The following is a 13295-nucleotide window of genomic DNA, read 5'->3' as shown; positions in this document are numbered from 1 at the left end:
GCTGGCTCGATGAGCGTAAAGGCTTCGGAGGGCAGGAGCGCAGCGACCCGGGAAATGGTTTCGGAGGGCAGGAGCGCAGCGACCCGGGAAACGGCTCCAGATCTCAGGCAGCAGGTCCACGATGCGGCCGCTGCGGCGCGCACCGCATCGCGCCGCCTGGCCGTGCTGAGCACCGCCGAGAAGAATCGCGCCCTGCACGCGGCCGCCGACAGCGTCCTGGCCCGGGTCGAGGAGATCCTGGCCGCCAACGCCGAGGACCTCGACGCCGCCCGCGCCGCCGGTACCGCCGAGGCCATGCTGGACCGTCTCGCCCTCAACCCGCAGCGCGTGGACGGGATCGCCGCCGGGCTGCGACAGGTCGCCGGGCTGCCCGACCCGATCGGTGAGGTGCTGCGCGGCAGCACGCTGCCCAACGGGCTGCAGCTGCGCCAGCAGCGGGTGCCGCTCGGCGTCGTCGGCATCGTCTACGAGGGCCGGCCCAACGTCACCGTCGATGCGTTCGGTCTCACCTGCAAATCGGGTAACGCCGTGCTGCTGCGCGGCAGTTCGTCGGCGGCCCGGTCCAATGCGGCGCTGGTGTCCGCGTTGCGTGCCGCGCTGGTCGCCGAGGGGCTGCCCGCCGACGCGGTGCAGCTGCTGCCCAGCGAGGACCGCGTCACCGTCACCCACCTGATCCAGGCGCGCGGTCTGGTCGACGTGGTGATCCCGCGCGGCGGCGCGGGCCTGATCGACGCGGTGGTGCGGGACGCCACCGTGCCGACAATCGAGACCGGCGTCGGCAACTGCCACGTATTCGTGCACGCCGCAGCCGATCTCGATGTCGCCGAGCGCATCCTGCTCAACGCCAAGACGCGCAGGCCCAGCGTCTGCAACGCCGCCGAGACGCTGCTGGTCGACCGGGCCGTCGCCGACACCGCGCTGCCCCGCCTGGTGACCGCGCTGCAGGACGCCGGGGTGACCGTGCACCTGGACCCCAGCGAGGAGGAACTGCGCGAGGAGTTCCTGTCGATGGATATCGCCGTGCAGATCGTCGACGGCGTCGACGGCGCCATCGCGCACGTCAACGAATACGGCACCGGACACACCGAGGCCATCGTCACCACCGAACTCGCTGCCGCACAGTCGTTTACCGGCCAGGTCGATGCGGCCGCGGTGATGGTCAACGCCTCGACCTCGTTCACCGACGGTGAGCAGTTCGGATTCGGCGCCGAAATCGGGATCTCGACCCAGAAACTGCACGCCCGCGGCCCGATGGGGCTGCCCGAACTGACCTCGACCAAGTGGATCGTGTGGGGCTCGTCTCCCGAAGGCCACATTCGGCCGGCCTGACCCGCCCGGAACACAGAGAAAAGAGACCATGTTGAGCGTTCCCGCCCGTCCGGCGCCCCTGTTCGCCGACATCGACGACGTCGCCAAGCGGCTCGCCGAAACCGGTTATCTGCCCGACAAGGCCACCGCCACGGCGGTGTTCCTCGCCGACCGGCTCGGCAAGCCGCTGCTGGTGGAGGGACCGGCCGGGGTCGGCAAGACCGAACTGGCCCGCGCCATCGCGCAGACCACCGGCAGCGAGCTGGTCCGGCTGCAGTGCTACGAGGGCGTCGACGAGTCCCGCGCGCTCTACGAGTGGAACCACGCCAAGCAGATCCTGCGGATCCAGGCCGGTACCGCCCAGACCGGGGACTGGGACCAGACCAAGACCGATGTGTTCAGTGAGGAGTTCCTGCTCAGCAGGCCGCTGCTGACCGCCATCCGCCGCACCGACCCCACCGTGCTGCTGATCGACGAGACCGACAAGGCCGATATCGAGATCGAGGGCCTGCTGCTGGAGGTGCTGTCCGATTTCGCGGTCACGGTGCCGGAGCTGGGCACCATCAAGGCCGAGCGCGCCCCGCTGGTGGTGCTGACCTCCAACGCCACCCGCGAGCTGTCCGAGGCGCTCAAACGGCGCTGCCTGTTCCTGCACATCGACTTTCCCGATGCCGAGCTGGAGCGGCGCATCCTGCTCTCGCGCGTCCCGGAACTGCCCGAGACCATCGCCTCGGAACTGGTGCGCATCATCGGGGTGCTGCGCGGCATGCAGCTCAAGAAGCTGCCGTCGGTGGCCGAGACCATCGACTGGGGACGCACCGTGCTGGCCCTGGGCATGGACACCATCGACGACGAGATGATCGCGGCCACCCTCGGCGTCGTCCTGAAACATCAGTCCGATCAGACCAAGGCGGCTGGGGAATTGAGATTGAACTGATGCGGCTCATCCGATGACCCCTCGACGCACCCGCCCGCCACAACCGCTGGCCCCGCACGGAATTCCCGGCCATCTCGTGGAGTTCGTCGAGGCGCTGCGCGGGGTGGGTATCGCGGTGGGCCCGTCGGAGACCGTGGACGCCGGCCGGGTGCTCAACGTGCTCGGGCTCGGCGACCGCTCCGCACTGCGCGAGGGGCTGGCCTGCGCGGTGCTGCGCCGCTCAGATCACCGGGACACCTATGACGCGATGTTCGACCTGTGGTGGCCCGCAGCGCTCGGGGACCGCACTGTCGTGGACGATGAACCCGATGCCGACGGCGACGAACCGGGGATGCCGCCCGAGGACGTCGAGGCGATGCGCGCGGCGTTGATCGACATGCTGGGCTCCGAGGCCGAACTGGAGAATTTCGACGACCGACTGGCCGCGATGATCGCCCGCATCGTGGAGGCCTACGGCCGGTACAACTCCAGCCGCGGACCGTCGTACTCGTCCTATCAGGCACTCAAGGCGATGGCACTCGACGAGCTGGAGGGCAGGTTGCTGGCCGGGCTGCTCGCGCCGTACGGCGAGGAGCCGACACCGACCCAGGAGGAGATCGCCAAGGCGCTGGCCGCGCAACGGGTTTCGCAGCTGCGGCGGATGGTCGAGGCCGAGACCAAGCGCCGCACCGCCGAACAGCTCGGCCGCGACCACGTGCAGATGTACGGGGTGCCGCAGCTGGCCGAGAACGTCGAATTCCTGCGTGCCTCCGGTGATCAGCTGCGCCAGATGCGCAAGACCGTGCAACCGCTGGCCCGCACCCTGGCCACGCGATTGGCGGCCAAACGCCGGCGCGCGCGCAACGGCGAGATCGACCTGCGCAAGACGCTGCGCAAGTCGATGTCGACCGGCGGTGTGCCGATCGACGTCGTGCTCAAGAAGCCGCACCCGGCCCGGCCGGAGCTGGTCGTGCTCTGCGATGTGTCGGGCTCGGTGGCCGGGTTCAGCCACTTCACGCTGATGCTGGTGTCGGCGCTGCGCCAGCAGTTCTCCCGGGTGCGGGTGTTCGCCTTCATCGACACCACCGACGAGGTCACCCACATGTTCGGGCCGGAGGCGGACCTGGCCGTCGCGGTGCAGCGCATCACCCGGGAGGCCGGCGTCTACACCCGCGACGGGCACTCCGACTACGGGCACGCGTTCGTCTCGTTCACGCAGAACTTCCCGAACGTGCTCTCGCCGCGGTCCTCGTTGCTGATCCTGGGCGACGGCCGTAACAACTACCGCAATCCCGAGACCGATCTGCTGACCCGGATGGTCAACGCCAGCAGACATGCGCACTGGCTCAACCCCGAGCCCAGGCACCTGTGGGGTAGCGGGGACTCGGCGGTGCCGCGCTATCAGGATCTGATCCCGATGCACGAGTGCCGGTCGGCCAGACAACTCGCCGCGGTGATCGACGCGCTGCTGCCCGTCTGATCCCCCCCGTTTCCGGCGAGCGTGCGCGTCTGCTGCCCGACACGCCGCTGCGGTGGCCGAGTCCGCGCACGCTCGCCAGGTTCGGGCTCGCCCGATCACTCCCGTAAGCTGCCTGTTCGTGGCCACGCGACGCAGGTTGGGAGTGATGGGCGGGACGTTCGATCCCGTACACCACGGGCATCTGGTGGCCGCCAGCGAGGTGGCCGATCAGTTCGACCTCGACGAGGTGGTGTTCGTCCCCACCGGGCAGCCCTGGCAGAAGCGTGACCGCGCGGTCACCGCGCCCGAGGACCGCTACCTGATGACGGTGATCGCCACCGCGGCCAACCCCAGGTTCTCGGTCAGCCGCGTCGACATCGACCGTGGCGGCCCGACCTACACCAAGGACACCCTGCGTGACCTGGCCGCCCTGAATCCCGATACCGACCTGTACTTCATCACCGGCGCCGACGCGCTGGCCTCCATCCTGTCCTGGCAGAACTGGGAGGAACTGTTCTCCCTGGCCCGCTTCGTCGGGGTGAGCCGACCGGGCTACGAGCTCGACGGCGAGCACATCGCCGCGGCGATGAAGGAGCTCCCCGCCGAAGCGCTGTCGCTGGTGGAGATCCCCGCCCTGGCGATTTCGTCCAGCGACTGCCGGCTGCGCGCCCAGCAGTCCCGGCCCATCTGGTACCTCGTGCCCGACGGCGTGGTCCAGTACGTGTCCAAACGCAATCTCTACACACCCACCGCTGAGGAGGCCCGGTCGTGACGGCAACGACAGAAGCAGTCGAGATGGCCACCGTTGCGGCCCGGGCCGCCGCCGACAAGCTGGCCGACGACGTCGTGGTCATCGATGTCTCCGAACAGCTGGTCATCACCGACTGCTTCGTGATCGCCTCGGCCTCCAACGAGCGGCAGGTCAACGCCATCGTCGACGAGATCGAGGACAAGATGCGCGAGGCGGGGCACAAACCCGCCCGGCGCGAGGGAACCCGGGAGGGCCGCTGGACCCTGCTGGACTATGTCGACATCGTGGTGCACATCCAGCACACCGAGGAACGCGAGTTTTACGCGTTGGAGCGGTTGTGGCGCGATTGCCCGACGGTGCCCGTCAACCTCGGCGAGCAGCCGGACGGTTCGCAGTGACGGTGCGCCGGCTCGTCCTGCTACGCCACGGCCAGACCGAGTGGAACGCCGGCAGCCGGATGCAGGGCCAGCTCGATACCGACCTGACCGATCTGGGCCGTGAGCAGGCGGCCGCGGCGGCCGAGGTGCTGGCCAAGCGGCAACCGGTCGCCATTGTCTCTTCCGATCTGCGCCGCGCACTGGACACCGCCACTGCTCTCGGTGAGCGGGCCGGCGTCGCGGTGCGCGTCGACGAGCGGTTGCGGGAGACGCATCTGGGGGACTGGCAGGGGCTGACCCACATCGAGGTCGACGCGCTGGCGCCCGGTGCGCGACTGGCCTGGCGCGATGACGCGCGTTGGGCGCCCCATGGGGGCGAGAGCCGCGTCGACGTCGCCGCCCGTAGCGTGCCGCTGGTGCAGGAGCTGCTCGCCGCCGAATCCGACTGGGGTATCGACGGTTATGACCGCCCGGTGGTGCTGGTGGCGCACGGCGGTCTGATCGCCGCGCTGACCGGTGCCCTGTTGGATCTGCCGGTGGACAACTGGCCGGTGCTCGGCGGGATGGGCAATGCCAGCTGGGCCCAGCTGTCCGGGCACGTGGTCGACGAGGCGATCAAGTGGCGTCTCGATGTCTGGAACGCCTCGGCCCAGGTGGCCAACGATGTCCTCTGAGCAGCGCAGGACCCTGCTGGTCTTCTGCGATTCGCTGTCCTACTACGGCCCGACCGGCGGACTGCCCGCCGACGATCCGCGCATTTGGCCCAATATCGTTGCCGCGCAGTTGGGTTGGGATGTCGAGCTGATCGGCCGGATCGGCTGGACCTGTCGCGACGTGTGGTGGGCGGCCACCCAGGACCCGCGTTCGTGGGCTGCCCTGCCGCGTGCCGGTGCGGTCATCTTCGCGACCTGCGGCATGGACTCCCTGCCGTCACCGTTGCCCACGGCTTTGCGAGAGTTGATCCGCTATATCCGCCCACCGGTGCTGCGGCGTTGGGCCCGGGACGGCTATGGCTGGCTGCAACCGCGGCTCTCGGCGGTGGCCCGCCCGGCGCTGCCCCCGCACCTGTCCGTCGAGTACCTCGAACAGACCCGGGCCGCAATCGACTTCAACCGCCCCGGGATACCCGTGGTGGCCACCGTGCCGTCGGTGCACATCGCCGAGACCTACGGCAGGTCGCACCGCTGGCGGGATGCCACCGTCAAGGCGATCACCGGTTGGGCCGGCGAGCACCGGGTACCGGTGGTCGATCTCAAGGCGGCGGTCGGCGAGTACGTGATGAGCGGGCAGGGTAACCCCGACGGGATCCACTGGAATTTCGAGGCACACGCCGCAGTGGCCGACTTGATGCTCAAGGGGCTTGCCGAAGCCGGGGCGTACTCGCCCGAAACTCGTTCTCTGCCATGACCGTTCAGGTGGTGACCGACTCGTCGGCGCGGCTGGCGCCCGAGGAGTTGGCCAGGTGGTCGATCCGGCAGGTGCCGTTGCACGTGCTGGTCGACAACATCGATCTGCGTGACGGGGTCGACGAGATCCCGTACGACATCCATGAGCGAAGCCAGGTCACCACCTCGGGGGCGGCCCCGGCCGACCTCGCCGAGGTCTACCGCGAGGCATTGGCGGCCAGCGCCGGTGACGGCGTCGTCGCGGTGCACCTGTCGGCGGCGCTGTCGAGCACGTACTCGACCGCCGCTGCGGCCGCCCGGGAATTCGGTTCCGCTGTGCGCGTGGTCAACTCGCGGTCGGCCGCGATGGGTGTCGGGTTCATCGCGCAGGCCGCGGCGCGGGCGGCGGCGGGCGGGGCGCGCCTCGATGCGGTCGAGGCCGCGGCGCGCGCGGCGATCCCGCGCGGGCGGGTCTTCATCGTCGTGCACCGGCTGGACAACCTGCGGCGCAGCGGCCGGATCGGCAAGGGCGCTTCGTGGTTGGGCACCGCGCTGTCGCTCAAGCCGCTGCTGCACCTCGACGTCGACGGTCGGTTGGTGCTGGCGCAGCGGGTGCGCACGGTGTCCAAGGCGCATGCGGCCATGGTGGATGCAATCGCCGAGACGGTGGGTGAACGGTCGGCGTCGGTCAGCGTGCACCACGTCGACAACCACGATGCGGCAGCCGAACTCGGAGCCGCCCTGACCGCGCGGCTGCCACAACTGAAATCGCTGACGGTCACCGACATGGGGGCCGTGCTGGCCGTGCATGTGGGCGGCGGTGCCGTGGGCGCGTGCGTCAGTCTCGCGGACTGAACCGGCCTGTCACCGGCGGCAGATCCTTGAGCGTGACGATGCCGGGGGCGGCGGCCACCACGGCGGGCACGGCATTGGTCACCGGCATGGCGGTATAGATCATGCCCAGCCCCATGAAGCCGGGCTCGGTCCAGTCCTTGGGCGGCAGACAGTGCAGTACGGTGCGCATGTTGGGCATGCCGAACACCTGGATGACGTGGCCGTGCTCAAGCGGTTTGGGTGGCGTCACCTTGTCGCCCATGGTCCAGTTGAACCCGACGCTGACGACGTTGCGGTCACCCACCCAGCCACGGTGGTAGCCGAGCACGCTGCCCACGGTGCCCGCCGGGATCTTCATGAACCCGAGGTCGGAGTCCCCGGTTGCGGCGGTGAACGTGACATCGAAGGTCATCCGGTCCAGTTGCGCCCCGATCGCGTCGGCCATCATCGCCGCGGACTCGGCGAAGACCTCGCTCTCCCGACGTACGCTCTCGGCCAGCCCCGGGGTGTCGGGGTCCTGCGAGAAGCCCATGGCGGTCTGGGTTTCGGCCGACTCGTAGGTCGAGCAGTCGACCGACTCGGTGATCCGGATCTCGTCGACCCGTTCGCAGGAGCCGGACAGCACCATGCCGACCATGTTCGTCATACCCGGGTGGGCGCCGCTGCCGAAGATCGTCGAATTGCCCTTGCTGCAGGCTTTTCTGATGCGCTCCAGATCTTCCGGTGTCTGTTTGCCGCCGGTGATCCAGGCCGCACTGGAACACACGTTGACACCCGACTCGAGCAGGGCCACCAGTTCGTCGATGTTCGGCCACAGCGGGTTGTAGCAACAGGCGTCCGGCTTGAGCGCGATCAGCTCGTTGATGTCGTTGGTGGCCTCGATACCGGTCGGGGTCGGCCAGCCGGCGAGCTCGGCGGCATCGACGCCCACCTTGTCGGCGCCGTGGGCGTAGACGCCGACGAGTTCCATGTCATCGCGGCCGATGATGGCGTGCAGCGAGCGCCGGCCGATGTTGCCGGTGGTCCACTGGATGACGCGCAGGGGTGGGCGGGTGCCGGAGATGAGATCAGACATGGGGTGGACACTATTCGCACACTGTTCACCGATGTGGCGTTTGAGTAAGTCGGCGTCGGCCGCAGTGGTGATCCCGGGGCCATCAGCGCGGCGATCCTGGAACTCGTCGACGCCGCGCAGCCGCCTGCCCGATTGATCCTCGGCCGGGTGCTCCCGGACATCGAGGCGATCTATCAGGATCGCCTGCAGACCTGGCGGTCGTGGCAGGCCGTGCCGGAGCGTGCCTTCGGGCCGGTGGTCGACAGCGACTGAGTCGTGCGCGGTTGTCGTCCGGGCGTCGTGTTGTTTACGATACGAAACGTGTCGTACTCTAACCCGCGCGAGGCGCCCGACCGCCCCGGTGGCCGGCCCCGTGACGATGCGCGCGAGGCGCACATCCTGGAAGTGGCCTTCGCCCTGCTGACCGAGGTGGGCTACGACGGGCTGACGTTCGAGGAGGTGGCGCGCCGCGCCGGGGCCTCCAAGGCGACCCTGTACCGGCGCTGGAAGAGCAAGCGCGACATGGTGAGTGCCGCGCTCAGGGCGGTGCCGGCCCGCCGCGACGGCGCCGACGAGATCGACACCGGCAGTCTGCGGGGCGATCTGCTGGCGTTGTGCCGGCGGCTGCTCGCCACCATGCAGTCCACCGACGGTCAGACCGCGCTGGTGCTGCTGCAGGCCGGGCTCGAAGACCCCGACCTCTGCGATGAGATCGAGCGGACCGTGGGGCCGACCGGCGCGCGGCTGCCGAAAAGCGTCATCGATGCGGCCGTGCGCCGCGGCGAACTGCCCTACGAGGTCCATCCGTTCGCCTTCGAAGAGGTCGTCGGCGCGGCGCTGCTCCTGCGTCGGATGAACGGACTCGACTGTGGCGACACCTACCTGCAGGCGCTCGTCGACTCCGTTGTGTTGCCCGCACTGTGTGCCGCGCCGGCCGCGTCCGGGCACCTGCCCGCCGGAATCTTCTCCGGACACCCCGATCGTCCGAAGGAAATATGAGAACCGCTCTGAGAATTGCCGAATTCACCTACTCGACGCTGCCGGGCGCCGACGGTGTCGGCATCAACGTGGCCGTCGGCGGCAATGGCCCGGCCGTCGTTCTGCTGCACGGGTTTCCACAGACGCACTACATGTGGCGACGCGTCGCCCGGGAGCTCGCCGATGCGTACACCGTCATCATGCCCGATCTGCGCGGCTACGGTGCGAGTGCCAAACCAGCCGCGTCCGGACCCGACACCTACTCCAAGCGCACGATGGCCCGCGACATCGTTGAGGTTGCAAAGTCGCTGGGCCACCATCGGTTCGGGGTGATCGGTCACGATCGCGGCGCTCTGGTCGCGGTCCGGGCCGGGCTCGACCACCCGCAGATTGTGCAGTATCTGGGCATTCTCGATGTGCTGCCGACGCTGGACACCTGGTCGGTGTTGTGTGGCGTCGAGGCGAAGGTTGCCTGGCACCTCTACCTGATGGCACAACCGCCCGGCCTGCCCGAGAAGATGATCGCCGCGGTGGCCGAGGAGTTCTTCGCGTCCTTCCTGGACGCCTGGGACGCCGACGGGTCCACCTTCACCGCCGATGCGCGCAGGCACTATCTCGACAGCTCGGTGGCAGCGGTGGACTCCATCGTCGCCGATTACCGGGCAAGTGCGGGCATCGATCTGGAGATGGACCGCGCCGACCGCGAGGCGGGTCGGCAGTTGCAGATGCCGGTCGGCGTCATCTCCCAGGATTGGGGCGCGCAGCTCGGCTTCGATCCCACCGCCATCTGGGGTGCCTGGGCGCCGGATCTGCGGTACCAGCCGCTCGACGCCGGTCATTTCATGGCCGAGCAGAAGCCGGCCGAGATTACGCAGTTCATCCGCACCCTGTCGGCTCGATGACGCCTTAACCTGTCTGTATGGCAATGGATTCCGCGACGGTGCAGAGATGGTTCGACCACTACCTCGACGTGTTCGCCGCCGCCACCCGCGGTGAGCGGCCGATGGCTGAGCTGCTGAACTGCTACGCCGTACCGTTGACCCTCACCACCGACGAAGGCGCGCTCAGCCTCACCTCCCGCGATCAGGTCGCGGCGGTCATGCAGGGGCAGGTCGACGGGCTACGGGCTCAGCGGTACCAGACCAGCACGCTGCTCAGCGCCGCGGTGACCGAGCTCAACGCGGCGTCCGCGCTGTACCGCGGAGCGTTCGTCCGCTGCGACACCGAGGGGGCCGAACTGGGCCGGATCGCCGTGACCTACCTGGTCGTGGACGGCCCGGAGGGCCCGCAGATCGCGGTGCTCGCATCGCACGGCGGGTGAGCGACCATGCCCATCAAATTGGAGAATGTCGCCATCGCCGTCGAGGACCTGGACGCCACCATCGCGTTCTTCACCGACCTGGGCCTCACCGTGATCGGCCGCGACACCGTGTGCGGCGAGTGGGCAGACACCGCGGTCGATCTGGACGGCAACCACTGCAAGATCGCCATGCTGCAGACACCGGACGGTCACGGCCGCCTCGAACTTTTCGAGTACATCCATCCGGCCGCGATCCCGACACATCCGACCCGTCCCAACGAGATCGGCATGCATCGCGTCGCGTTCTCGGTCGACGATATCGATGAGGCACTCGCGATCGCCGCGCGGCACGGGTGTCATCCGCTGCGGGGTGTGGCGACCTACGAGGACAGCTACAAACTCACCTACGTCCGCGGCCCCAGCGGGATCATCGTGATGCTCGCCCAGGAACTGCCACCGGCCTGACCGGGTTATCCACAGTCTCGGGTTCGTCCACAGCCGCGCGCGGCTGAGCGGCTGACCTCCCGATCGGGTCGGGGGCGGTGCCTACCGTCGGGCGCATGGACACCGAATCGCCGGCACAGCGGCTCTCCCGTCGGATGGGCGCCGGCCGCGACAACTCCGCGGACCCGGCCGTCACCGATGATCCCGACGACGGGTCCGATGCCATCCTGGCCCGCTGGCTGCCCGACGGGTCGGCTCCTCGCACACCGCGCGACTGGATGGCCACGTTGCGCGCCGACCCGGGAAGGGCGGGTGTCGCGGCGCTGCTCGGGGTGGGGGTGATCGCGGTGCTGGTCACGGTGTTCACCGTCGTGCGCAGCCCGGACCGTCCGGTCACCGCGGCGAATCTCCCACCGGTGCAGATGGTCTCGACCGCCGCCGAGTCGGCGCCGGCGCCACCGCCGGAGGGACCCGTTGTGGTCAGTGTGGTCGGTCTGGTGCACAGCCCCGGCCTGGTGACGCTCACCGTCGGCGACCGCATCGCCGACGCCGTGGAGGGGGCCGGCGGCGCGCTCGACGGTGCCGATCTGATGGGGCTGAACATGGCGCGACGGGTCACCGACGGCGAACAGATCATTGTCGGCATCGCCGCGCCGCCCGGATCGCCTTCGCCGATGGGCAGTTCGGTCAGTTCGATGACGGCGGAGGAATCCGCTGCGCCGCGCCCCGACGGCCCCGCCGACACCGGTGCGCTGAACCTGAACACCGCCACCGCCGAGGAACTCGACGCACTACCCGGTGTGGGACCGGTCACCGCCGCGGCCATCATCGCGTGGCGAGATGCCAACGGTCCCTTCGCCAGTGTCGACCAACTCGGCGAGGTGGACGGCATCGGCCCGGCCCGACTGGACAAACTGCGCGATCGGGTGGTCACGTGAATGACCGTCTCGAACCCCGAGGAGCGTCCGCTCGATATCCGGCTGGTGCCGGCTGCGCTGACCACCTGGGCGGTCACCGCGGTGGGGATCATGTGGCCAGGCGCAACGATGATGCTCACCGCGGTGCTGCTGGCGGCGGTTGCCACGTTCGCGCTGTCGCGGTGGGGTGCCGTGCAGATGGGAATCGCCGGGATCGGTGCCGTCGCGGTCATCGGTACGGCGTTCGGGGTGTCGGTGGCGCTGCGTACCGAGCAGGTGCGCCACCATCCGGTCGCCGACCGCTACGGCGGGTCGGCCACGGTGACGGTCGCGCCGACCGAGTCGCCGCGCTCGCTGGGGCGCGGGCGGATGATGTTCCGCGCCGGCCTGCGCGTGGTCGACGGCGACCCGATGACCGGAATGGTGCTGGTGTTCGCGCCGGTAGCGGACTTCGCCGACCTGACCGTGGGCCGCCCCGCCACCTTCCGCGCCCGGATCGGCCGTCCGCTGCGGGCCGATCTGAGCGTCGCGGTGCTCACCGCGGTGGGGGAGCCGACACTGGGGGACGCTCCGGGAGTCCGTCGGCTCGCCGGGCACGTGCGGGCACGGTTCGCCGCCGCCGCGCGCCGGGTGCTGCCCGCCGAGCAGGCCGCGATGCTGCCGGCCCTCGTGCTCGGAGACACCTCCGCGGTCACCGCCACCACGGCCGCCGACTTCAAGACATCGGGCCTGACGCATCTGACGGCGGTCTCCGGAGCCAACGTGACCATCGTGTGCGGGGCGGCGCTGCTGTCGGCGGCGCTGGTGGGACCGCGACTCGCGGCCGGGCTGGCGCTGCTGGTGCTCATCGCGTTCGTCATCGTGGTGGAACCGTCGGCCAGCGTGTTGCGGGCCGCCGTGATGGGCGCCATCGGCCTGTTCGCGGTGGTGTCGCACCGGCGTCGGCAAGCCATCCCGGTGCTGTCGTCGACGGTGATCGCCCTGATGGCGGTGGCACCGCAACTGGCGGTGGACGCCGGTTTCGCGCTGTCGGTGGTGGCGACCGCGGCGCTGGTGCTGATCGCTCCGGTGTGGTCGCGCCGGCTCGTGGCGCGCGGCTGGCCGAAGCCGCTGGCCGACGCGGTGTGTATCGCCGCGGCCGCGCAGGCGGTCACCGCGCCGCTGATCGCCGGGATGTCGGGCAGCGTCAGTGTGCTCGCCGTGCTTGCCAACCTGCTTGTGGGAGCCGTGATCCCGCCGATCACGGTGATCGGCACGGTGGCCGCGGCGCTGTCGGCCGGGTGGTCGCCGGGTGCCGAACTGCTGATCCGGTTCACCGGTCCCGAGCTGTGGTGGCTGCTGGTCGTGGCCCGGCGGGTCGCCGCGGTGCCGGGCGCGACGGTGTCGGTGCCGTCGGGGGTCGTGGGCATGGTGCTGGTGGCCGCGGTCACCGTCGCGGTGATCGCGACCTGGCGGTGGCGCTGGTGCCGTCGTCTCACCGCTGGCGGACTGTGCTGCCTGTTGGCCTGGACCGTGTCCGGCATTGTCGGGTCGGCGTGACACGATCAGTACGTGAGCGAAGCGTGCGAGCGA

The 13295-nt window shown here is 69.6% G+C and carries 15 protein-coding genes; 14 read left to right on the top strand and 1 reads right to left on the bottom strand.

From position 1 onward, the window contains the following. The first annotated feature begins 9 nt into the window (after window positions 1-9). The 8 genes from BST17_RS05530 (at window position 10) to BST17_RS05495 (ending at window position 7051) form a co-directional block, all read left to right on the top strand. Window positions 10-1329: a glutamate-5-semialdehyde dehydrogenase gene (locus BST17_RS05530; RefSeq protein ID WP_407937733.1), complete on the top strand. Its 1320-nt coding sequence runs from the start codon at window positions 10-12 to the stop codon at window positions 1327-1329. A 31-nt stretch (window positions 1330-1360) separates the two neighbouring features. After that, window positions 1361-2245, top strand: a complete 885-nt coding sequence (locus BST17_RS05525; protein WP_083056088.1) for an AAA family ATPase — start codon at window positions 1361-1363, stop codon at window positions 2243-2245. Between the two features lie 13 nt (window positions 2246-2258). Then, complete coding sequence (locus BST17_RS05520; protein WP_083055956.1) at window positions 2259-3704, top strand: vWA domain-containing protein; 1446 nt, start codon at window positions 2259-2261, stop codon at window positions 3702-3704. A gap of 118 nt (window positions 3705-3822) precedes the next feature. Continuing rightward, window positions 3823-4455, top strand: a complete 633-nt coding sequence (nadD, locus tag BST17_RS05515) for a nicotinate-nucleotide adenylyltransferase (protein WP_083055954.1) — start codon at window positions 3823-3825, stop codon at window positions 4453-4455. Next, window positions 4452-4832: a ribosome silencing factor gene (rsfS, locus tag BST17_RS05510; protein WP_083055952.1), complete on the top strand. Its 381-nt coding sequence runs from the start codon at window positions 4452-4454 to the stop codon at window positions 4830-4832. The genes nadD and rsfS overlap by 4 nt, the downstream gene beginning before the upstream one ends. After that, a complete protein-coding gene (gene gpgP / locus BST17_RS05505; RefSeq protein ID WP_083055950.1) occupies window positions 4829-5485 on the top strand; it encodes a glucosyl-3-phosphoglycerate phosphatase in 657 nt (218 codons plus the stop codon). Before rsfS ends, gpgP begins: the two co-directional genes overlap by 4 nt. After that, entirely contained in the window at window positions 5475-6218 is a 744-nt protein-coding gene (gene octT / locus BST17_RS05500; RefSeq protein WP_083055948.1) for a diglucosylglycerate octanoyltransferase, read from the top strand. Before gpgP ends, octT begins: the two co-directional genes overlap by 11 nt. Beyond that, on the top strand, window positions 6215-7051 hold the full coding sequence (locus BST17_RS05495; RefSeq protein ID WP_083055946.1) for a DegV family protein: 837 nt from the start codon (window positions 6215-6217) through the stop codon (window positions 7049-7051). The genes octT and BST17_RS05495 overlap by 4 nt, the downstream gene beginning before the upstream one ends. Here the strand turns inward: BST17_RS05495 and BST17_RS05490 are convergent. Next, on the bottom strand, window positions 7035-8105 hold the full coding sequence (locus tag BST17_RS05490) for an NAD(P)H-dependent amine dehydrogenase family protein (RefSeq protein ID WP_083055944.1): 1071 nt from the start codon (window positions 8103-8105) through the stop codon (window positions 7035-7037). The two genes, BST17_RS05495 and BST17_RS05490, sit on opposite strands and share 17 nt — an antisense overlap. Before the next feature lie 300 nt (window positions 8106-8405). Here BST17_RS05490 and BST17_RS05485 point away from each other — a divergent pair, with 300 nt between their 5' ends. The 6 genes from BST17_RS05485 to BST17_RS05460 all read left to right on the top strand — a co-directional run bounded on the left by BST17_RS05485 (window position 8406) and on the right by BST17_RS05460 (window position 13262). Further along, the gene (locus tag BST17_RS05485) at window positions 8406-9083 is read left to right on the top strand and encodes a TetR/AcrR family transcriptional regulator (RefSeq protein WP_083055942.1); all 678 of its coding nucleotides are present in this window, start codon (window positions 8406-8408) and stop codon (window positions 9081-9083) included. Further along, on the top strand, window positions 9080-9964 hold the full coding sequence (locus BST17_RS05480; RefSeq protein WP_083055940.1) for an alpha/beta fold hydrolase: 885 nt from the start codon (window positions 9080-9082) through the stop codon (window positions 9962-9964). The genes BST17_RS05485 and BST17_RS05480 overlap by 4 nt, the downstream gene beginning before the upstream one ends. A gap of 17 nt (window positions 9965-9981) precedes the next feature. Next, a complete protein-coding gene (locus tag BST17_RS05475) occupies window positions 9982-10383 on the top strand; it encodes a DUF6841 family protein (RefSeq protein WP_133053511.1) in 402 nt (133 codons plus the stop codon). A 6-nt stretch (window positions 10384-10389) separates the two neighbouring features. Next, window positions 10390-10827, top strand: a complete 438-nt coding sequence (locus tag BST17_RS05470; protein WP_083055936.1) for a VOC family protein — start codon at window positions 10390-10392, stop codon at window positions 10825-10827. Window positions 10828-10922: 95 nt separating this feature from the next. After that, window positions 10923-11744 (top strand): ComEA family DNA-binding protein, encoded by an 822-nt coding sequence (locus tag BST17_RS05465; protein WP_083055934.1) that lies wholly within the window; start codon window positions 10923-10925, stop codon window positions 11742-11744. Beyond that, complete coding sequence (locus BST17_RS05460) at window positions 11745-13262, top strand: ComEC/Rec2 family competence protein (RefSeq protein WP_083055932.1); 1518 nt, start codon at window positions 11745-11747, stop codon at window positions 13260-13262. Window positions 13263-13295 lie beyond the last annotated feature (33 nt).

It is taken from the genome of Mycolicibacterium bacteremicum (genome assembly GCF_002086115.1).
GTDB classification, from domain to species: domain Bacteria; phylum Actinomycetota; class Actinomycetes; order Mycobacteriales; family Mycobacteriaceae; genus Mycobacterium; species Mycobacterium bacteremicum.
Note: the sequence above shows the minus strand (reverse complement) of the source record. Positions and strands in the feature narration are given on the sequence as shown.